Genomic DNA, 20,816 nt, shown 5'->3' on the forward strand with positions numbered 1-20,816 from the left:
GAGCGCACAGCGGTGGACAGTTCGTCCACCGCTCCGACGATCACTGCCAGTGTGTCCACCAGCCCCGAGGAGACCTCAGTCCCAGCGCGGGTCGTCCGGGTCCGGGGAATCGACGCAGTCAGCGTCGGTCATCGGGCGGGCTGCGTCGATCCAGGTGGTGAGCGCCTCGCCGTGCACGATGTGCGGGAGGGGCTCTCCGAGGAGTTCTGGATGCGCGGCGATGTCCAATGGGCGGTTGCTCGCGAACACGAGGACGTTGCCGAGCGGGCCTTCGTCGTCTTCGGGCTCGGCGTCGAGCACGACGGCGATGTGCTCAAACACCGTGGCGAGCGTCGCCGCCTGCCTGCGCGAATAGTCGAACGGATGCCCGTCGAGCAGGTTCACCGCGACGACACCGTCTGCGGTGGAACGTGCAGCCACGCGGGTGTAGAACTCCTGGCTCGCGACACGTCGGTGGATGACGGCGGCGTCCCAGAGGTCGACGACCGTGAAGTGAGCCCCCACCCAGTCGGCAGCACCGGCGGTGCGGATGGATGACGTGGTGTCGTCCGACTCGCGTGCGTGCGGCCGAGCTGCGCGAGCGTCGCCACCGAGGGGAGGCGCTCCCGCGCCGGCAGGCTCCTCGTCGCGAGGCAGCGCAGCGTCTGCGACGGCGCGGGCATCACCGAAGATCGCACGCACCTGGTGGCCTGCTGCCAGCGGGAGGGCTGTCACGACGGCCGCATACAGGGCCGGCTCGAACTCGACGACGAGTTGCGGCGATCCTGGGCGGGTCGCTTCCACATACCGCGCGAGGGTCAGCGCCCCGGCACCCAGATGCACCGTGAACAGCGAGGAGTCTGCTGGCGCCGCGGCATCGATGGCTCGAGCGATGTGCCGGATGTAGGCGTATTCGAGGTCTGTGGGCTCGATCATCGAGACGACCGACTGGGGAACGCCGTTCACCTTCAACTCGTACTGCCCGGCTCGTCGTTTCGACGCTGTCAGCGTGGACTTGCGAGTGTCGAGTTCCAACGTGAGTATCCTGCGACGCTTAGGCACCCACACAGTTTATGGGCCGCTCGAGCTCCACGTCGCCGAGCCGCTCCCCCGCGATGACCGCGGGTCCTCGTAGGCTTGCACCGTGAAACTCGTAGCGATCGTCCGTCCGTCCTCAACCGTGACGCTGGAGGGTGCCGGCATCGGGGTCGAGGAACTCCGTACCGCGGTGCTCGACCAGGCTCCGGTCGACCACGAACTTGCGCAGCTGTTGGTGAGCGCTGGGCGCGTGGACGGCAACCTGGTCGGGACGGGCATCTTCCGACCGACCACGACGACGACGCTCGAATCCCAGGGCGCGGACTACCCGGCGGCGCTCGCAGCGCTCAACACGCTGGTGCCGGCGGGGCACGTCGTGCTCTCCGTACACGTCGTCGACGAGGCTTGAGGGGCTCCGCCTTGGGTCGAGGTGGTCGTTCGGCGAGCGCATCTTCTGCGGCCGGCGTCGAGGTCAAGCCGTGGGCGCAGAATTCCGCAAGCGCTACCGTGATCGCATGGCCATCACGGAACTGATCCTCGTCCGGCACGGCGAGAGCGCCGGGAACGTCGCCGCCTTCGAGGCGGATCGGCTCGGCGCCGACCGGGTCGCGATCCCCTCTCGGGACGCCGACGTCCCGCTCACCCCCCTCGGCCTTCAGCAAGCCGCGGCAGTCGGCGCACGCCTGGCATCGTTGTCGCCGACAGAACGTCCCGACATCGTGCTCAGCTCGCCATACCGCCGCGCGCACCAGACCGCGCTCGTCGCCATGGCCACCGCGGATCCGTCAGGTTCCACGCGAATCATCGTGGACGAGCGTCTTCGCGACCGTGAGCTCGGCGTCCTCGACACCTACACTTCTCGCGGCGTCGACGAACACTTCCCAGAGGAGGCCGCCCGGCGTCGATTCCTCGGCAAGTTCTTCTACCGGCCCCCGGGGGGCGAAGCCTGGACGGATGTCGCGCTCCGCGTACGGTCGTTCGTGCGCGACCTCGATCGCTTTCCCGAGAACACGCGGGCCCTCGTCGTCTGCCATGACGCCGTCGTGTCACTCTTCCGCTACGTGTGCGAAGGCTGGGACGAGCACCGGGTCCTCGAGGAGGCCGCGTTGCGCCCGACCCCGAACGCCTCGTTCACCCATCTCGTGTCCGACGGACGCTCGTGGACGTCGCTCACCGCGAACGCGACAGCACACCTCGACGAGCAGAGTGTCGTGGTGACCACGCACTCAGGAGAACCCGATGCCGAACGCTGACGCCACGGAACTCTCACCGGCTGAGCTCGCCGCGTGGCCGTTGCCCGACCCCGGTTCATCGAAGGACGACCGCGGTTCGGTCCTCGTCATCGGTGGGGCACGGCGCACCCCGGGGGCGGTCGTGCTCGCCGGCGGAGCAGCCCTCCGCGTCGGCGCTGGCCGGGTGACTCTTGCGGTCGCGGAATCGGCGGCTCCGTCGCTCGCGATCGCATTTCCCGAGGCTGCTGTCATCGGGCTTCGAGAGACGCCTGAAGGCGCTGTCGTCGGCACGGATGTCGAACGTCTGCGAGGCTCGATCGACGTCGACTGCGTCCTCATCGGCCCCGGGCTCGACGACGCTCAGGAGGCGACGTCCTTGCTGCTGAGCCTCAGACCCCTCCTCGGCGACACGTCGGTGGTCGTCCTCGACGCGTTCGCGCTCGGAGCACTCCCAGACGCGCACGCGTTCACCGACGGTCTCGGCGGACGACTGGTCTTCACGCCCAACCTCACCGAGGCGGCGATCCTTCTCGGCACGGATGAGGCGGATTCCGAGTCGGCGGCGTTCGACGTCGCCGCTCGGTACGACGCCACGGTGACCTGTCAGGGACGCATCTCGGATGGAGCCGAGCAGTACGTCGTCTCCGGAGGCGGGCCGATGCTGGGCACTGCCGGCAGCGGCGACGTTCTGGCGGGCGCGATCGCGGGCCTGGCCGCCCGGGGGCTCCCTCCTCTCGGAGCCTGCGCGTGGGGCACGCTTCTGCACGCGGCATCGGGCGATCGCCTGGCCGAGCGCACAGGTCCACTGGGCGCTCTGGCTCGTGAATTCGCCGACGAGTTCCCTCGCCTGCTCCGCGGCTACGAAGCATCCATCCGCCATGCCCTGGGATCGCCGGACGAGGCTCCCGACGATTTCGAACGGCCGGCTTCGGCCACCTGACCTCGGGCTCGCGCTCGGCGGATCACCAGCCGCCGAGATACGCCTCCAGGTCGACGTCGTCATCGAGCGGCTGCAACCACGGCGCGACCAGCTCCTCGGTCGGGAACAGGTCGAAGCGGCCCCATCGCGTCGAGCGGGCGTCGGCACGCCGCGACCGGATCCTGAGCAGCGGGACACCGAGAGCATCCGTGAGGACAAGTGACCCCAGTCCGGCGGTTGAGACGCGGAGCACGGCCTGGGCGAGACCGTCGCCCATGACGCGAAGCGGTGACAGCACCTCGATCTCGAGCCGCACACGATCGAACCGTGGGGATGTCTCGGCACCGTGGACCAGCTGTTCTGCTCCGGGTACACCCGCGACGCAGGCGTCGATGCTGACGAACCGGGCTGCGTCCGAATGTCCTTCGATGCGGTCGCAGACGACGATGTCGGCCTTCCGCGGGCGAAGGCCACGGGGTCGCGATCCTGGCACTGGGATGAGGTCGGCCAATCGCATCGTCTCGGCGTTCTTGCCGGCTCGTCTCCCGGCCGACCGAACGCCTGCATCGGGGCCGTGGTGCCAGGCGACCGCGGTCGGTTCATGTGCGAGCATCGCACCTCGGGTCCAGGCCCGATACGCCCACTCCCAGTCCTCTCCGCCGTACTCGGTGAACGACTCATCGAAGCCACCGACCTCGTCGAACAGATGTCGAGAGCACGCCAGAACCGCACCGATCACGAACCGATAGCTTCGATCGTCCGCCTCGAGCAGGTTTTTCGACTCGGCGTAGGCACGGACGAGCCAGGCTGGTTCCGGGAGCACACGGCCGTGCACCGCAGCTTCGATGCCGACGTCGACGGGGAGACCGTCGAGGTCGGCATGACGGCGACGACCCACCGTGACGCAGTCGGGTGCCAACGCCGGCAGGCGGGTGAGGGCCCGGACGAATCCCGGTTCCGGAACGGTGTCGGCATCCAGAAACACGAGGACGTCCCCTGCCTCGTGAGCAGCGCCCAGGTTCCGCGCAGCGGCGAGCCGGAATCCTGCATCGACTTGGGAGACCAGCACGACGTCGTCGGGCACCTCCGGCAGTTCCGGTGAACCGTCGTCGGTCACGATGATCTGCAATCGGTCTCTCTCGTAGTCTTGCCTCGCGAGCGCGATCAGGGTCCGAGCGAGCTCGACGGGTTGTCGGTAGTGCGCGACGATCACCGACACCATCGGCAGCTCACGTGGTTCGACGCCGTCGAGAAGATCCCAACGGTTGCCGGGCACGATCGAATCGTCCGTCCACGGCGTCGCCATCAACGCGAAGTCCTGCCGCAGGGATCGGGTGTCGTGCGCCACCACTCGAGGTAAGCCCCTGCAGCATCCCGGATCGTCGGGCGCAGGGAGAGGCCGCTCTGCAGGCGGGTCAGTCCAGGATCGTGCCACGCATCGACGAGACGGTCTGCGAGCGCCGCCGGTTCATACCGAAGGAGTGTCCCGGGCCGGAGGGCTTCCATCTCGCCCGCATATCGGGAGTCGACGACGAGCGGGCGCCGTCCGTTTTCGACCCAGTCCAGCATCGAACGTGACGCGGACACATGACTGTGCGCGGCCACCGGGATACCGTCGGCGCGGACACGGCCGACGAATGCGGCATCGTCGAGGTACCCCGTCACCTGCAGCTCGACTCCAGACTGAGCCGCCAGCGAGACGAGCACGTCAACGTCTTGCTCGTGGCCCTGCGAGGGTCCGCCGATTGCCTGGACCACAACCCGTCCGAGCGGGGCTCCAGCGCCTCTCAGCGTCTCGGCGGCTGCAGCTGCGGCTGCGATCACCTCGGTGTGCCCTTTCCCCGGATAGATGTATCCGCCGATCAGTACCACCAGGTCTCGAGGCGACGCGTCCGACGGGTCGGACGGGTCATCCTCCGTCGCGCCGTCGCGCGCGCGGACCGCTCCGGTCCGGGCGCCGAGGGTGATGGCCTGCGGCACCCGTGCGTTCGGGATGAACTCGCGAACCAGGTCCTGTTCGTGCTCGCTGTTGACGACCGACGCGCGAGCGGCTGCGATGCAGCGACCATAGGCTTCGATGCGTCGAGCGAGCATCCGTCCATCAGAAGACTGGGGTACATCGTGGAGCGTGATGGTCAGTGAGGTGGACGCTGCGAGTGCTTCAACAGCCACCGCAGCCTCCTCAGGGGTCCGCCCGAACAGGCGATCGGTGACGTGGACATGAGCACGTTCGAGGCGCTGCATCTCGATGAGCGCCGCGGCGGGGTCCGTCGCACGGATCGTCGTGGCCCGCTCGTCGGCAGCCTCCACTTCGGCCGCGACGTCTGCGGCGTACTGGACGACGCCATGGGTGGCTGGACCGACGAGGAGCTGCGAAGGAGGCGCATCAGACATTGTCGCCATCGTGGCTCAGCGGAGGTCTCAGGTCAAGGGTGGTCAGTGTGCTCGTCTCTGCGCGTACGGTCGAGTCAGCGGCCTCTGTCATCGTCACCCGACGGCCGCTCTCAAGCGCAAGGAAGCCGAACGCATGCTGCCCCGAATCATCACTCCCGGCGACTCCAGGACGCCCTCGACGCGACCGATGCGCCTCGTGAGCATCCCGGCCGGGCACCCGTACATCGAACGGGCGACCGCAGCAGCCGAGATCAATCTGCTGCCCGACCCACCTGTTCCAGGCGCCGCCGATGGAGTCTGGTGGCCGCCTGCCGCGCTCGACCCGACGTGGCTTCGCGTCAACGGGGCCGACATCGACGTACTGCACATTCACTTCGGGACGGAATCGTTCCCTCCGTCGCACCTGAGCGCCTGCATCGACGCCGCCCGCGACACGGCGACGCCCGTCATCTTCACCGTGCACGACCTGGAGCATCCCCAGCTCGGTGACCAGGGGTCCTATGCCCGTCAACTGGACGAACTCGTGCCGGCAGTCGACGCACTCGTCACCCTCACCGAGGGTGCCTCCGAGATGATCCGCGCCAGGTGGGGTCGCGAAGCGACGGTCATCCCGCACCCGTCGGTCCTCGCTCCCGACGCCGTCGTGCCGTCGGTGCTACCGTCGCGCGACCTCACGATCGGCGTCATGTTGAAGGACCTCCGCCCCAATGTCGACGCCGTCGGCACGGTGTCGGCGATCCGCGAGGTGATTGCCGGTCTCCACGGGCAGGGCGTCCGCGTGACCGCTGAGGTCCGCATGCATCATCAGGTTCGGGACGCCGCCGCTCGTGACGAGATCCGGTCCCTGTGCTCCGACACCGACCAGGTCACGCTCGTCGAACACGAGCGTCTGGACGACCGCGAACTCGTGACCGCCATCAGCCGACTCGACGTGTGCGTCTTGCCCTACCGACACGGTACGCACAGCGGGTGGCTCGAGCTGTGCTGGGATCTCGCTGTCCCGGTCGCCGCTCCCTCGATCGGGTATTACGCCGAGCAGCACGTCGACGACACTGTCGCCGCCTACACCCGCGGCGACGCGGCCTCCCTCGAACGAGCCGTCCTGGCGCTGTTCGACACGTCCAGCGGACGGCCCGGTTCAGCTGGACGGACGGCCCTCGTCGCTCTCCGCCGAACGCACCGCGCGATCACCGATGAACTGGTCGCGTCGGCTCACGCTGCGCTGTACCGGCGTGTGATCTCCGAGTATCGCTCGTGAGCGCCCGGCGACTCCGCATCGTCGTCATCTCGCCGCTGCGGTTCCCGATCCGACGTCCACACGCCGGCGGCCTCGAGTCCGCCGTCTGGGCCGAGGTCGACGGTCTCCGACGGCGCGGGCACGAGGTCACGATGATCGCCGTGCGCGACTCGGACTTCCTCGGCGCCGATGACATCTTCGCGATGCCGCCGCTGCACTGGGACGGTGCCTCACCCAGCGATCAGTGCTACCCGCCGAGCTACGTCGACCAGTCCCTCCCCGCCCTGGCTCGTGCCCTCGATGCGATCGCTGAACACCATGACCGGTACGACGTGATCTCGAACCACTGCCTCGATCCCCTTCCGGTCCGTCGTGCCGCCAGCCTCGGTGTCCCGATGGTCACGACACTCCACACGCCGATCGACAGTGGGTTCGCCGCGGCCGGTGCACGGTCCGGCGGAACAGGCAGCCGATTCCTGGCGGTCAGCGAATACACCCGTGACATCTGGTCTTCGGCCGGGATCTCGGCCCAGGTGCTTCCCAACGCCGTCGACCCACGGGCGTGGCCGGCTGGGCCGGGAGGGGACGACCTCGTGTGGTTCGGCCGCGTCGTTCCGGAGAAGGCGCCGCACCTCGCCGTCGACGTCGCGCGGCGGCTTCGCAGGCGACTCGTGATCGCCGGACGTGTTGGAGACGAGCGCTACGAGCGCGAAGTCCTCCGGCCGATGCTCGGCCCGGACGTCATGTGCGTCGGCGAGCTCGACCCTGTGCGTCTGGCCGACCTCGTGGGGAACAGCGCCGCGTCGATCGCGACTCCGGTGTGGGACGAGCCCTTCGGTCTCGTGGCGCCGGAGTCGCTCATGTGCGGCACCCCGATGGTCAGCTTCGCCGTCGGCGGCGTCCCCGAGATCGCCCGTGACAGCGTCGGCATGGCGACCGTGCCGCCAGGCGACACAGCGGCAATGGCCGATCACACGCGGCGATTCATCGCCCGTTCCGATGAGGACAGCGGATTCCGCGCAGCGATTCGCGCATGCGCCCTGCGGCGATTCGCGCTCGACGTCCGTCTCGCCGCCCTGGAGCAGGTCCTGACCTCCCTGGCGGATGCCACCATGGACGCAGCCGGGCCCCTCGTTCGTGAGCTGGCGCGATGACGATGCACCTCGGCTGGTACGTCCACCACCACGGTCGCGGTCATCTGACCCGCATGCGCGCGATCGCAGCGCACCTGGACGCGGACATCACCTGCTTCAGCACGCTGCCCGCTCCTCCCGGCCTTCCCACCCGGTGCGCGTGGATCCGCCTGCAGCGCGACGATGAGCCACTCGCCGACGATTCATCACCTGCCGAACGCGACCCGAGCGCTCGCGGCCTGCTCCACTGGGCCCCGCTCGGTCACCAGGGGCACCGAGACCGCCTCGCGGTCATCGCCAGCACGCTCTCGACGGACGGCATCGACGCCATGGTCGTCGATGTCTCAGTCGAAGTCACCCTCCTCGCCAGGCTGCTCGGAGTACGGACCGTCGTCCTGGCACAACCCGGAGTCCGCACCGACGCCGCACATCAGCTCGGTTTCCGGGCGGCCACGGCGATCATCGCCCCATGGCCTCAGCGACTGTTGCGGCCTGCGCACCTCGAGGAGGTCGGCGACCGGGTCGTGTACGTCGGTGGGATCAGCCGCTTCGACGGACGCGAGCGCCCCCGCGCGGCCGAGAGGTCCGGCGTGGTCGTCCTCGGCGGCGCGGGCGGGTCCGCCGTCACCGAGGACGAGGTCGCATCGGCTGCTGCGGCGTCCGGACGTCCTTGGACGACGCTCGGCGCGACACCCGGCGCCGCGTGGTCGGCTGATCCCTGGAGCAGACTGTGCTCCGCCGCGGTCGTCGTCTCCTGGGCCGGGCAGAACGCCATCGCGGACCTGGCTGCCGCCGGCGCGCGGGCCGTGGTCATCCCACAGTCGCGACCATTCGAAGAGCAGGACGCGACCGCTCGCGTGCTCGATGCGAGCGGGCTCGCCATCGTCCGCTCAGACTGGCCAGCGGCCGACGGCTGGGCGGCGACGCTCGACGAGGCTTCGTCGCTCGAGCCGGACTGGTCGCTCTGGGAGGTTCGAGGTGCGGCCGAACGCGCTGCCGCAGCCATCATGAGTGCGGCGAGCGGACACCTCAGATGACCGTCTCCGGTACCTCATCGTCTGCACCGATCCAGGGTCGTACCGCGGTCATCGCCCTCTGTTCGACCCCGCGATTGACGCACCTGCGAAACCAACTGGCAGCCGTTGCACGATGGAGCCTCGCTGATGACGATACGGTTCGTATCGTCGTGTGGCTCGGAGAGGACGACGCTCCGGAAATCGACGCCGAGGCGGTCCTCCGGATCCCGCCCGGCCGACATGGACTCCGGCTCGCAGCAGCGAGAAACGCTGGAGCCGCGGCTGCACTCGCAGCGGGCGCTGAGCTGCTGGTGTTCCTCGACGCGGACTGTGTCCCGGGGCCGTCGATGCTGAGCCGATACCGCGAAGCGGCAGCGCGCCACCCCGCAGCCGTCCTCTGTGGCCCGGTCACCTACCTCGATGCCGGAGTTGACACGACCGATGCGGACACCCTCGCGGCTCGGACCGCCCCACACCCGGCACGCCCGAACCCATCGGAGGGGAGCGAGCGCGTCGCCACCGCCGACGAGTACTCCCTGTTCTGGTCGCTGTCGTTCGCTCTGACCGCTGAGACATGGCGGCACGCCCCGCGCTTCGACGAAGGCTTCGAAGGCTACGGCGGCGAGGACACCGACTTCGCGTGGTCCCTGCGGGTCGTACAGGTGCCCCTGGCCTGGGTGGGTGGAGCCCACGCGTACCACCAGTATCACGAGACGCAGTCGCCACCATGGCAGCATCTCGACGACATCCTGCGGAACGGTGCACACTTCGCGGCCAAATGGGGTCAGTGGCCGATGACAGGTTGGCTCGAGGCGTTCGCTGAGGCCGGTGCCGTGAGTTGGAACGGATCGACGTGGTTCGCCACTGGCGAAGCGGCATCGTCCTACGCCACGGAGTCGTGTCGACCGCTCGGCGGCAGTCCGGCGAAGCGTGATCAGTGAGCGGGCCAGTGCCCAGGAGGCGCGAGGAGGGTGTCGGCTGCAGCCACCAGGGACGCGGCCACGGGGTCCGGTGCAAAGCGCCCGATCTGCTCGAGTGCCCGCCGAGCCCGGGTAGCGGCCGCGCCGATATCCTCGAGCACCCGCTGGAGCGCTTCCGCCAGCCGGTCCGGGGCAGCGGGGGGCACCATCAGGCAGTCCAGCCCGTCCGTGCAGAAGTCGTCATAGCCACTCCCGTGCGTGACGACCAGCGGCGTGCCTGTCGCTTTCACCTCGAGCGCGACGTTGCCGAACCCCTCCCAGCGAGAGGGGCACATCGCGACCGTCGACGCCCGGATCCCTCGATACAGTTCGTCTCCTGCGACATGCCCGAGCCAGACCACGCGCTCCCGAGCGGACGGCGGGACCCACGAGAGCAGTTCGGCCCGGTCGGGTTCGAACCTCGCATCGCCGCTGGAACCGGCGAGCACGAGACGGGTGGTGGGAAAGCGCGCTGACAGCTGCCCGAACGCTCGCATCGCGTCCTCCACGCCCTTGCGACGCTCGAGCCGCCCGAGGAACAGGACCACCGGAGCATCGCCGGTCGGCCACCCGGCCGGGAGGTCTGACCGCTCAGCCGCGTCTCGGATGACGTCGACGTCGATGCAGTTGCGTACGACGACGGCCCTCGGGATCCGTCGGAAGTTCGTCGCTGTCCACTCGAGCATCGCTTCGGAGATCGGGACCAGGCCGGCTGAGCGCTCGATCTGCCGGGTCTCGAGCCGGTTCTGGAGCACGATCGACGCGCGACGCTGTGGCGGGAAGTCCCGGAGCCGGAAGCCGGACACCTCGTTCGACAGGCGCATGCTCGTGGCCAGGTTGGTCAGCAGCGGAGCCTTCCGTGGCAGCTCGGTTCCGAGCGCGTTCCATTCAGGCAGGAACACCCGGTCGTAGGCCGCGCGGGCGTACGCTTCGGCGACCCGCTTCGCCCGGCGTCGGAACGCCGCGATGCCGGTGCCGGACGGGACCTGCTCGGAAGCGACGAGCCGGACACCGTCGAGCCGCGCGTCCGGGTTCAGCGGGCTTTCGCTGAGGACGACCACATCGACATCGACGCCGAGACGCACAAGCGCTGGCAGCAGCGAGGCATAGTGCCGCCCGATCCCACCGGTGTAGGCGGTGACTCCTGCGTACTCGGTCGTGGCCACGAGCCACCGTTGCGAGGCCACTGCGCGCGCGCTCATCGATATCGCCTCGGGACAGTCCAGCCCGCGCCGAAGACGGCGTTGTAGGAGTCGGGTTGGAACGGACTGTCCCCTCCAGCCGGAAAGCTGGTGAGTTCGCCGAAGACGATGCGCCCGTCGACGTCGTACAGGTCGACGCGGACGAAGTCGGTCTCTGCGCCCAGGTGTTCCGAGAGCGAGATCATCTCCGCCAGTCGGGCCGGCGGTGGCGGCTCGACGCTCGCCCAGGGCGGCCCGCCGCTGAGCGGCAGATGCTCCCAGCCGGGGAGGAAGAAGTCCTGGGTCCTGCCGCCGAACCGGCCGGCGTCCACCTGGATGAAACGGCAGCGGCCGTGGAAGACGAAGAACTTCAGATCGTCGGGGATCGCTCCGCCCGGACCCTCGAGGAGTTCCTCCACGATGATGCGTCGAGGCACCTGGCCATAGACCCACTCGCGGTTCGGTCCTTGCCCGTAGAGTTGCGCAATCCAACCACTCGCGAGGTCGATGAGCTGCCGCTTGTCCGCCCGCGCGGGTCGGACGAGCGAGTACTGCCAGCTGCCCGGGTCGGCCGGCATTCGGGCGCCGTCCGGGGCGAGTGGGGACACCACGACCGCCGCACCGCTTCCGTGCGTCGGCTTCACGACGTAGCGATCCGGGAGTTCGAGGCTGGCGAGCGTTTCCGGATCATCGAGGACGGCGAACACATCGGGGAGATACTGCCGGCCGATGACCTCGGCGACATAGTCGCGGACGGCGACCTTGTCGGCGAACGCGACGATCAACGGGCGATGGTCGCGCAGCATCTTGTAGCGCACCTTGTCCCGGAAGGTCTTCGGTGCCCGCGTGCGCCATAGGCGGGTCCACCGGACCAGCCGACTCCGCTCACGCCAGCCGGTTCGCCCAGGCGTCATCCGCGACGGCCTCTACCCGAGCGAGCCGTTCCGGTCCTCTGGCCGTCGGTCTGCATCATGCTGCGCCTTCCTGATCCGCACTGTGCCCGACATCCAGAGTCCGGCTCAGCACCGAGGTTACGCAACTGACTCTCAGCCCTCACAGGCTCGTACCGTTCGGCAGACGGTGCTAACATCGCGCCCGCCCGATGGAGCGGCGCGCGACGACGGAAGCAGGTGCGTATCAGCGACTCGATGCGCCGCGGATCGTTGCACCCGCCTCACGGGTGAGGCGGGTGCAACGCGGCACCAGCACGATTGCGATCGGTTTCTCCCCGGCGCATGGCGTACGGTGGCCGTTCACGAAACATGACCTCATCGAGGACATCACATGGAAAGCAGCACCCTCACGCTCGGCGGCCTCGTCTACGATCTGGACCCGAGCACAATGATCAGCGCCCTGAAGGACACGATGGAGCGCGCGGCGCTCTCCGGGGGTGGGTTCGTCGATCTCGACGTCGTCGGCGAGGATGCTGCAAGCGTGTTCGTCAGCCCCGGTACCTCGATCTACTTCACGACCAACGCCACCGACGGACACGGATCAGATCCGCTGACCGCTGCGGACCTCCGCGCCTGGGAGATGGGCATCGTCGACCTGTAGCGTCACGTCAGCGGCGCCCGGGCCCGACGGCTCGGCCTCTGGCGACTGGAAGGTCGCGGGGCGACCAGGTCCAGCTGCCGACCGAACCGCTCATCCTCACACGGCGACGCGCACCCTGCGCCCGTCGAAGCTGACGATGTCGCCGGGCTGGAGCTGCCGTCCGCGCCGCCGATCGACCTCGCCGTTCACGAGCACCTCGCCGTCGACGATGACTTCTTTCACAGATCCACCCGTGTCGAGGAGTCCGGCGAACTTCAGGAACTGTCCGAGGCGGATGGTCTCGCCGCCGATCGAGATCTCGTCGATCGGATTCGGATTCGTCATGCCGGAATCCTAACGGACTGCGCCCCCGCCCGTGACGGAGGGTGCTGATCACTGTCACCCACCTCAACAGCCCACCGTTCACTGACTGCGCCGAAGATTCCTCTCCCGCCATCAGTCTGCAATCTGTCGATCAGCCGCTCCGATGCGGAGGCCGCAGTACCGTGAGCCGTCAGGTGGAAGCACGGACGATCAGTTCGGTCGGGAGTTCGATCCGCTCGAGCTGCCGCTCGACTGACGCCGCGCCGAGCACGAGTTGCACGGCGCGTTCCGCCATACCGCGCATCGGCTGTCGGACAGAGGTCATCGGTGGCGGCATGAGGCGCGACTGGGGAAGATCGTCGAAGCCGACGATCCGGACATCGTCTGGGATGCGGAGGTGCAACTCGTCTGCGGCACGGTACACCCCGTACGCCATCTCGTCGTTGCAGCTGAAGACTCCGATCGGCGTCCCGCCGTCCCGCAGGCGCTTGCGCATCGAGACGAACGCACTCGCCGACGACCACGGTGACGAGACCTCTTCGACGGTTCCACCGTTCGCGTGTTCGGCGACGGCCGCTCGGAAGCCCGCCTCCCGAGCTCGACCGAAACGGTACTTCGGACGACCGGTGATGATGATGAACCGCTCCGTGCCGCGGCGGGCCAGGTGCCGACCAGCGTCATAGCCGCCCTGCCAGTCCGTGGACCCCACACTCGGGATGTCCCGCGACGGCTGCGAACGCGGATCGAGCAGCACGACCGGGATGTTCGCCGACGCCAGCAGATCCAGTTGCGACACGTTGGGCCTGATGAGACAGACGATTGCGCCGGCCGAGCCCCTGGCGCGGATACGGTTCGGCCAATCGTCGACCATCGAGTCCCGCTCCGGAGTCAGCACGAGGTCGTACCCGGACGATGCCGCGGCCCGTCGAACGCTCGACACCACCGTGTTGGCCCACGGGTCGTCCCACTGGCTCATCGCCAGGTCGAGGAGACGCGGAACAGCCCGCGGCCGGCCCCGCCGCTGACTGCCGCGGTCGTACCCGAGCTCGTGTGCCGCGGCCAGGATTCGGTCCCGGGTGTCCGAGGCCGCATGACGTTGACCCGAGAGCACCCGGGACACCAGTGACACGGAACAGCCGGACCGGGCCGCGACGTCTGCCAAGGTGACCCCGGTGGGTCTGGTCTCATCCTCCGTCGACAGCGACATGAACCCATCGTGGCGCACTTGGCCGGCGACCGCACGCCGGCCCGCGGTCAGTCGGGTCCGACGGCGGACAGGATGCGCACCTCTGCGATCCGAGCCGTTGCACGGCCGACCGGTGCGACGATGTCGAAACGCCGTCGGCCCCACCCCGAGTCGGTCGGAGCCAGGTGGAACTCCGTCCACGACAGCCCATCGCCGTCTCCATGTCGGTCCCCCTCGACCGGACTACCGTCGATCTCGAGGAGGAACGCGGGGTCGGGCACAGTCGTCCCGGTGTGAGAGTGCCACGTCACCCTGACGACCGCTCCGAGCAGGTGTGGATCGATGAGGATGACGGACATGCGTTCGGTCGTCGAGCGCCACTGCGTCGGCCCCGTCGCTCCGTTCGTCGTGGCGGTACCACGGAAGCCGTGGTCGATCTCCGGCTGCTGCTCGCCGAGCGCGACCCGGTCGATCGTGCGGCCCTCGAGCGTCGCCGCGAGGCGATCTCGGGCGATCAATCGCCCACGCCTGGACGACAGCTCTTCCGGATCGGTCGAGTGCACGATCGGGAAGGTGACGGTGTACCGCGCGTCATGGAGTTCAGCGAACCGCTCGAGCTGCAGCGGTCCGCGATCGGAGTCGATGAAGAACGCCCCGTCGGCCGAACGACCTGGCACGGCGCCTCGCTCGAGGATCGGTGCCGACGCCAGGGACACCAGCGCGCCGGTCGCCGTGTGGTTCGCGTGCGGACGCGCCGCCAGCGTCGTCTCGGCGTCGAGCTCGTCCCCACGGAGTGCGAGCACCGACGGCCCCCAGCACACGGCAGCCCAGTCCGAACCGTCCGGGAGGACGTCCAGCCGGCCGCTCATCTGCAGCTCGAAGGCCATCGTGTCCCCGTCCGCCCACGCTCGATCGACGGTCACGTGCCCGACCTCGGTGGTCGTAGCGACCGTCTCACCGTTCACGCGCACCGCGGCGAGTCCTTCGCTCCAGGCCGGAACCCGGATGCGCACCCGCAGTCTGCGTGGCTCCTGCAACCCGAAGGCGAGCGTGACCGCACCGTCATCCGGGAACCGCGTCGCCTGCCGGAGGACGAGACCGAGCTCCGGCAGCTGGACGACCGACGGGGCGAAGAGTTCGACCGAGACCGTGTGCTCATCGGCGGCATACAGGGACTCCCCATGCTTCGCATGACTCTCCATCCCCGTCCCGACGCAGCACCAGAAGCTGTGTTGCGGAGACGAGTAGACGCGGTAGTGGTCCGGCCGCATCGATGTGAAGTAGACGAGACCACCGTGACCAGGATGCTGGGCGGACAGGATGTGGTTGAACAGGACCCGCTCGATCGCGTCCATGATCTGCGGATCGTCGCCCTGTTCGACCAGCCGTCGGCCGAGCTTGATCAGGTTGTAGCTGTTGCAGGTCTCCGGCCCCTCACGGTCCTCGGTCATCGGGGTGAAGTCGTCCAGCTCATGGAAGTGCTCCCGGACGCTGTTCCCACCGATGGCGACCGATCGCCTGGTCAGGATCGTCTCCCAGGCGAAGCGTGCCGCCTCGTCCAATTCGTGATCGTTGCTGCGGGCGGCGAGCGCCGCGAACCCGACGAACTGCGGGATGCGCGTGTTCGCGTGGAGTCCGGTCAGTTCGTCGGATCGCCGTGAGAGCGGTTCCATCAGTGCCACCCCGGTGAACCTCCTCGCCATGTCGAGGTGGCGAGGTTCACCGGTCAGGTCGAAGAGGTCCACGTACGCCTCGTTCATCCCGCCGATCTCGGTCTCGAGCATCAGCTGGAACCGGTCGTCGTCGATCCCCGCCGCCACCTGTTCCCACCAGTCGGCGAGACGGAGCAGGACTGACTTTGCCTGGACGCTCCCGGTCGAACGGACGGCCTCAATGAGTCCTGCGTAGAGCTTGTGGAGGTTGTACCACGGGACCCAACGGCCGTCGCGGAAGGTCGTGTCGGTGATGCCGGCGGCGACCTCATCCCACAGCTCGGCGCTTCGGGGTACACCACCCACGAATCCCGTACCGAGGTGGTCCTGCGCGCGTGCGAGTTCCGAGACGGTGTAGTCCAGACGCTCGTGCAGGATCGTGTCCCCGGTGGAGGCGACCATGAGTGCCGCAGCTGACAGGTAATGCCCTGCGGTGTGGCCGTCGAGGCCTCGGGCCTCCCAGCCGTCGTACGACGGAGCGCGCGGAGCGAGACCCGCTTCTCGGAGGATGGGGGCGAGCAACCGGTCGGGGTCGAGCGCGTGGAGGTAGGCGCGGTCTGCCTCCTGCGCTCGGTGCAGCGGTCCCCCGGTCAGAGTGATCTGCGAGATCGGGACGAATCGCATCGGATCAGGCTCCTCGAACAGTGCGTGCGGTGACAGTGGACCCGGCCTCGACGACTCGCCAGTCGGTGCGCATCTCGCGCGGACCGTCGAGCAGGCGGAGCGGGCCCTCGACCTCCACGGTCGCGGTGACCGGGAGGTCGGCCGACGAGGGGCCGGCCGCCAACACGATGGCGCCCGGCTCGACTCGGCGGCGCCCGTCTGCGCCGGTGAAGGACAAGCGGTCCGACGACAGGAAGAACCGGACCGTCTGGTACGAACCGGCCGGCACCTCGATGCGCGCGAATCCGAGGAGCTCACGGACGGGGCGGACGACCGATGCGACCGTGTCGCTCCCGTACAGCTGCACGACCTCGACGGCGTCGGTGGATCCCTGGTTCTCGACGGTGACGTCGACCTCGACGGCACCGTCGACCTCGAGTCGCAGCGGCGCGTCGATCCCGAGGTACCGCACGTCCCCGGCGGTGAGACCGAAGCCGAACGGGAACAGGGGCGTCGGGTCGAGTGCACTGATGCCGCGGGAGGAGAGTCCGAGGGGTGGTTGCAGGTAGGTGCCCGTCATCGCGGGTGAGCGCGGGATCTGCACCGGCAGACGACCACTCGGCGGCACCCGTCCGGACAGGACACCGACGACGGCCGAAGCGCCCGCTTGACCAGGGAAGAAGGACTGTACGATCGCATCGGCACGCTCGTAGGCGCCCAGCGCGTACGGGCGCCCAGAGAGCACGGTCATGACCACCGGCGTCCCCGCGTCGAGGACGGCGAGCACGAGTTCGTGCTGACCACCCGGCAGGACGAGGTCTTCGGCATCACACCCCTCTCCCGAGGTGCCGTCGCCGAACAGCCCGGCGATGTCCCCCACCGCGAGGATCACCACATCGGCTGAACGAGCCGCGGCGACGGCCTCCACGAGGTCAGAGCCTCCAGCCTCGGTGATCGATGCACCGGCCACGACGACGAACTCCGCATCGCGGTACTCCTCACGGAGCGCGTCGAGGATTGTCGGGATGCTGATCCCGAGGGCATGACCTGGGTACTTCGAGAGGACGTGGTTCGGGAAGGCATAGCAGCCGATGAGGCTGCGGAACTGATCGGCTGCGGGACCGATGACGGCGATCCGGCGAGGTGTGGTCACCGGCAGCACGTCCCGGTTGCGGAGGAGCACCACGGACTCCTCGGCGATCCGGGCGGCGATCCGGCGGTTCTCGTGCCCGTCGAGGTCGATCGTCTCGGCTCCCTCGGGCACGTGCTCGCGTCCGTCGAGCAGACCGAGTTCGATCTTGTGCCGCAGGTGCCGGAGGGCTGCCCGCTCGACGAAGGCTCCGTCGACGGCTCCCGCTCGGACGGCGTCCACGAGCCCCTGGCCGTATCCGGCGGTCTCAGGGAGTTCGACGTCTATCCCGGCCGTCAGCGCGAGGATGCCCGCTTGCGTCGTATCGGCGGCGACGCGGTGCATGGTCGCGAGGAACGGGATGGCCCAGTAGTCCGCGACCACCGTGCCCTCGAACCCCCAGTCGTCACGCAGGACACCGGTGAGCAGCGCCGCGCTCGCACCCGCGGGCACGCCGTCGAGGTCGGTGTACGCGTTCATCACGCTGCGCGCACCGCCGAGCCGCAGGGCGGTCTCGAACGGTGGCAGGACGACGTCCGCGAGCTCGCGCGGTCCGATGCTGACCGGTCCGTGGTTCTTCGCACCGCGTGAAGCCGCATACCCGGCGAAGTGTTTGAGCGTCGCGATCACCCCGACGCGTTCGAGGCCTGCGACGTAGGCGGTCGCAAGCTGCCCGACCAGGTACGGGTCCTCGCCGAGAGTCTCCTCCACGCGTCCCCACCGATAGTCCCGCACCACGTCGAGCACCGGGGCGAGGCCCTGATGGATGCCGATGGCGCGCATGTCGGCGCCGATCGACTCGGCCATCTGCCGGATCAGGTCCTCGTCGAAGGTGGCCGCCCAGGCGAGCGGCGTCGGGAACGCGGTCGCCCCGAACGCCGCGAGCCCGGTGAGGCACTCCTCGTGCGCGATCGCGGCGAGCCCGAAGCGATTGCCCGCGGCGACTCGGCTCTGCAGCTCGCGCAGGCGCGCTGCAGCGACGTCGACCGTGAGCGGTTCAGTGCCGAACACACGCGTGAGTTGACCGAGGCCGCCGGCGAAGCTCGCCTCGGCGATGGGATCCCGGCTCGCCTCGTCGTGCTCGGTGTCCATCGGTTGGTCGACACTTGGCGCGAAATCGCCCGCAGTATCGGTGAACCAGACCGACCCGAGCTGAGCTACCTGTTCCTCGAGCGTCATGGCGTCCAGGAGCGCTCTGGCGCGCTCCTCCACGGATCGGGACGTGTCGTTCCACGGTCCTCGCTCGACGAGCCGCGCGGGCACGGGGCCTGACGCGAGCGGGACCGTCGTGCATCGGTCGTCTTGCAGCGTCATCCCTTGAACGCTCCGTCCATGATGCCGCTGACCATGCGTTTCCCGACAAAGATGAACGCGATGAGGAGCGGGATGGTCGCGAGGAACGAGCCAGCCATGGCCAGTCCCAGGTCGATCGACCGCTGCGACTGCAGCGCCTTGATCGCGATCTGCACGGTGTACATCTCGGGCGACTTCAAGACGATGAACGGCCAGAGGAAGTCGTTCCACGAGGTGACGAACCCGAGGAGGCCGAGGACGAACGCCGCCGGGCGGATCACCGGGAACACGATCCTCCAGAAGATCTGCCAGGTGTTGGCGCCGTCGAGTCGGGCAGCCTGCAGCAATTCGTCGCTCACCGAACTCATGATGTGCTGCCGCATCCAGAAGATGCCGAACGCACTCGCGAGCCCCGGCACGATCAGGGCCTGCAGGGTGTCCACCCAGTCGAGCGCCGAGATGATGAGGTACTGCGGGATGACGCTCAGCTGCGTCGGAACCGTCATGGTCAACACGACGAGGATGAACAGTGCGTTCCGCCCGCGGAACTCGAGCTTCGCGAACGCGAAGCCCGCCAGGGCGCAGAGGAGAGCCGACCCGACACCGATCGTCAGCGCGACGATGAGACTGTTCACCATCGACTGCACGAAGGGGACGGTCTCGAGCACGAGGCCGACGAGGTGGAACAGGTTGTCACCCGGGTACAGCCGCGGCGGGAGTGTCGTCGCCGTCGCCGAGTCCGTCGTCGCGACGACGAACATGAAGTAGAGCGGGAACATGCTGACGACGACGGCGCACGCCAAGAGGACGTAGGTGTACCAGGGAATGCGGCCGATCCGACCGCCGTTTCGTTTGCGTCCAGCGGAGGTCGCACTCGCCATCAGTTGCGCGGAGTTGAGTGATTCGGACATCAGCGGCCTCCACGGGTGCGGGTGGACAGGAAGAAGTTCAGCAGGGCCACGAGGACGACGATCACGAAGAGCGCGACACCGATGGCGGAGCCGTAGCCGAACTCGAACTGACCGAAGCCCTGCTCGTAGAGGAAGAGCGTGAGCGTCTGACACTGACGTGCGGCTCCGCAGGTGAGCCCGGTCGCCGGATTGACCAGCAGTGGCTCGGTGAACACCTGCAACCCACCGATCGTCGAGGTCACGATCGTGAAGACGATGATCGGGCGGAGGGACGGGATCGTGATGTAGATGAACTGCTTCCATCCGCTGGCGCCGTCGACTGCGGCGGCCTCGTACACGTCCCGCGGGATGGCCTGCAATGCGGCCAGGTAGAGCAGGGTCGTGTATCCGGTCCACCGCCAGACCACCATGAGCGCGACGAGGAACCACGAGCCCACCTTGTCGTTGAGGAAGTCGACATGGTCTCCGCCGAAGAAGCCGATGAGGTAGTTGAACAGGCCGTAGTCGCGGTCGAACAGCTGCGCGAAGACGATCGTCGTCGCGGCCACCGAGGTGATGTACGGCACGAGCATCGCCATCCGGAAGCCGGTGGCGAAGCGGAGACGGACGTGGTTCAGCAGGTGGGCGAGCCCGAGCGCGATGAGCAGCTGCGGCACGGTCGAGATGATGAAGATCGCGAAGGTGTTGAGCATCGCGTTCCAGAACCGCGGGTCGGCCGCGAGCCGGGTGAAGTTGTCGAAGCCGATGAAAGTCTGCTGACCGATCGGGTTCCAGTCGAACAAGGACACCACGAAGGTGAACAGGAGCGGGACCAGGCCGAAGACCGCGAAGATCAGGAAGAACGGCGCGATGTACAGGTAGGGGGCGAAACGCTCTGGAAGCGTATTGCGGATGCGCGTCCCGAGCGCTGGGGGCGACTGCTTCGGCAGGAGCCGGGGTGGTGCGGTGAGTGAGGCCACGATGATCCTTCGGGGGCGTTCCGGCGAGAGGGTCCGCCGGAACGCCCCGGGTCGGAGCGGACGGATGGGTGGGCGCGG

At 68.4% G+C, this 20,816-nt stretch carries 19 protein-coding genes; 8 read left to right on the plus strand and 11 right to left on the minus strand.

All coding sequences use genetic code 11. From position 1 onward, the window contains the following. Positions 1 to 75 precede the first annotated feature (75 nt). Positions 76 to 1,014, minus strand: a complete 939-nt coding sequence (locus tag ABMA10_RS12190; protein WP_347867200.1) for a spermidine synthase — start codon at positions 1,012 to 1,014, stop codon at positions 76 to 78. Positions 1,015 to 1,123: 109 nt separating this feature from the next. On the opposite strand from ABMA10_RS12190, the gene ABMA10_RS12195 reads away from it, so the two are divergent. The 3 genes from ABMA10_RS12195 to ABMA10_RS12205 all read left to right on the plus strand — a co-directional run bounded on the left by ABMA10_RS12195 (position 1,124) and on the right by ABMA10_RS12205 (position 3,189). After that, entirely contained in the window at positions 1,124 to 1,426 is a 303-nt protein-coding gene (locus ABMA10_RS12195) for a hypothetical protein (RefSeq protein WP_347867199.1), read from the plus strand. Between the two features lie 106 nt (positions 1,427 to 1,532). Beyond that, positions 1,533 to 2,270, plus strand: coding sequence for a histidine phosphatase family protein (locus tag ABMA10_RS12200; RefSeq protein WP_347867198.1), 738 nt, complete (start codon positions 1,533 to 1,535; stop codon positions 2,268 to 2,270). Next, a complete protein-coding gene (locus ABMA10_RS12205; RefSeq protein ID WP_347867197.1) occupies positions 2,257 to 3,189 on the plus strand; it encodes an ADP-dependent NAD(P)H-hydrate dehydratase in 933 nt (310 codons plus the stop codon). Before ABMA10_RS12200 ends, ABMA10_RS12205 begins: the two co-directional genes overlap by 14 nt. Before the next feature lie 22 nt (positions 3,190 to 3,211). Here ABMA10_RS12205 and ABMA10_RS12210 read toward each other — a convergent pair whose 3' ends face one another. Further along, positions 3,212 to 4,516 carry a glycosyltransferase family 2 protein gene (locus ABMA10_RS12210; protein WP_431030594.1) on the minus strand — a complete coding sequence of 435 codons (1,305 nt, stop codon included), beginning with the start codon at positions 4,514 to 4,516 and terminating at the stop codon, positions 3,212 to 3,214. Then, positions 4,474 to 5,562, minus strand: a complete 1,089-nt coding sequence (locus tag ABMA10_RS12215; protein ID WP_347867196.1) for a hypothetical protein — start codon at positions 5,560 to 5,562, stop codon at positions 4,474 to 4,476. Before ABMA10_RS12215 ends, ABMA10_RS12210 begins: the two co-directional genes overlap by 43 nt. Positions 5,563 to 5,695: 133 nt before the next feature. Here ABMA10_RS12215 and ABMA10_RS12220 point away from each other — a divergent pair, with 133 nt between their 5' ends. The 4 genes from ABMA10_RS12220 (at position 5,696) to ABMA10_RS12235 (ending at position 9,889) form a co-directional block, all read left to right on the plus strand. Continuing rightward, complete coding sequence (locus ABMA10_RS12220; RefSeq protein WP_347867195.1) at positions 5,696 to 6,820, plus strand: glycosyltransferase; 1,125 nt, start codon at positions 5,696 to 5,698, stop codon at positions 6,818 to 6,820. Further along, the gene (locus tag ABMA10_RS12225; RefSeq protein WP_347867194.1) at positions 6,817 to 7,953 is read left to right on the plus strand and encodes a glycosyltransferase; all 1,137 of its coding nucleotides are present in this window, start codon (positions 6,817 to 6,819) and stop codon (positions 7,951 to 7,953) included. The genes ABMA10_RS12220 and ABMA10_RS12225 overlap by 4 nt, the downstream gene beginning before the upstream one ends. Beyond that, a complete protein-coding gene (locus tag ABMA10_RS12230; protein WP_347867193.1) occupies positions 7,950 to 8,969 on the plus strand; it encodes a glycosyltransferase in 1,020 nt (339 codons plus the stop codon). The genes ABMA10_RS12225 and ABMA10_RS12230 overlap by 4 nt, the downstream gene beginning before the upstream one ends. A 149-nt stretch (positions 8,970 to 9,118) precedes the next feature. Beyond that, entirely contained in the window at positions 9,119 to 9,889 is a 771-nt protein-coding gene (locus tag ABMA10_RS12235; RefSeq protein WP_347867192.1) for a glycosyltransferase family 2 protein, read from the plus strand. Here the strand turns inward: ABMA10_RS12235 and ABMA10_RS12240 are convergent. Both ABMA10_RS12240 and ABMA10_RS12245 read right to left on the minus strand, forming a co-directional pair. Beyond that, the gene (locus ABMA10_RS12240; protein WP_347867191.1) at positions 9,883 to 11,109 is read right to left on the minus strand and encodes a glycosyltransferase family 4 protein; all 1,227 of its coding nucleotides are present in this window, start codon (positions 11,107 to 11,109) and stop codon (positions 9,883 to 9,885) included. The genes ABMA10_RS12235 and ABMA10_RS12240 overlap by 7 nt on opposite strands. After that, the gene (locus tag ABMA10_RS12245) at positions 11,106 to 12,002 is read right to left on the minus strand and encodes an ATP-grasp fold amidoligase family protein (RefSeq protein WP_347867190.1); all 897 of its coding nucleotides are present in this window, start codon (positions 12,000 to 12,002) and stop codon (positions 11,106 to 11,108) included. The genes ABMA10_RS12240 and ABMA10_RS12245 overlap by 4 nt, the downstream gene beginning before the upstream one ends. 370 nt (positions 12,003 to 12,372) lie before the next feature. Here ABMA10_RS12245 and ABMA10_RS12250 point away from each other — a divergent pair, with 370 nt between their 5' ends. Next, entirely contained in the window at positions 12,373 to 12,642 is a 270-nt protein-coding gene (locus ABMA10_RS12250; protein WP_347867189.1) for a hypothetical protein, read from the plus strand. Between the two features lie 96 nt (positions 12,643 to 12,738). Here the strand turns inward: ABMA10_RS12250 and ABMA10_RS12255 are convergent, their stop codons facing one another. The 6 genes from ABMA10_RS12255 to ABMA10_RS12280 all read right to left on the minus strand — a co-directional run bounded on the left by ABMA10_RS12255 (position 12,739) and on the right by ABMA10_RS12280 (position 20,738). Then, the gene (locus tag ABMA10_RS12255) at positions 12,739 to 12,966 is read right to left on the minus strand and encodes an RNA-binding S4 domain-containing protein (RefSeq protein ID WP_347867188.1); all 228 of its coding nucleotides are present in this window, start codon (positions 12,964 to 12,966) and stop codon (positions 12,739 to 12,741) included. A gap of 169 nt (positions 12,967 to 13,135) precedes the next feature. Then, positions 13,136 to 14,152, minus strand: a complete 1,017-nt coding sequence (locus ABMA10_RS12260) for a LacI family DNA-binding transcriptional regulator (RefSeq protein WP_347867187.1) — start codon at positions 14,150 to 14,152, stop codon at positions 13,136 to 13,138. A 47-nt stretch (positions 14,153 to 14,199) separates the two neighbouring features. After that, complete coding sequence (locus ABMA10_RS12265) at positions 14,200 to 16,467, minus strand: beta-L-arabinofuranosidase domain-containing protein (protein ID WP_347867186.1); 2,268 nt, start codon at positions 16,465 to 16,467, stop codon at positions 14,200 to 14,202. A 4-nt stretch (positions 16,468 to 16,471) separates the two neighbouring features. After that, the gene (locus ABMA10_RS12270; protein ID WP_431030595.1) at positions 16,472 to 18,889 is read right to left on the minus strand and encodes a glycoside hydrolase family 3 N-terminal domain-containing protein; all 2,418 of its coding nucleotides are present in this window, start codon (positions 18,887 to 18,889) and stop codon (positions 16,472 to 16,474) included. Next, positions 18,886 to 19,779: a carbohydrate ABC transporter permease gene (locus ABMA10_RS12275; protein ID WP_347867184.1), complete on the minus strand. Its 894-nt coding sequence runs from the start codon at positions 19,777 to 19,779 to the stop codon at positions 18,886 to 18,888. Before ABMA10_RS12275 ends, ABMA10_RS12270 begins: the two co-directional genes overlap by 4 nt. Then, on the minus strand, positions 19,779 to 20,738 hold the full coding sequence (locus ABMA10_RS12280; RefSeq protein ID WP_347867183.1) for a carbohydrate ABC transporter permease: 960 nt from the start codon (positions 20,736 to 20,738) through the stop codon (positions 19,779 to 19,781). Before ABMA10_RS12280 ends, ABMA10_RS12275 begins: the two co-directional genes overlap by 1 nt. Positions 20,739 to 20,816: the final 78 nt, after the last annotated feature.

Origin of the sequence: Plantibacter sp. RU18 (assembly GCF_050613355.1) — a bacterium.
Taxonomy (GTDB): Bacteria; Actinomycetota; Actinomycetes; order Actinomycetales; family Microbacteriaceae; genus Plantibacter.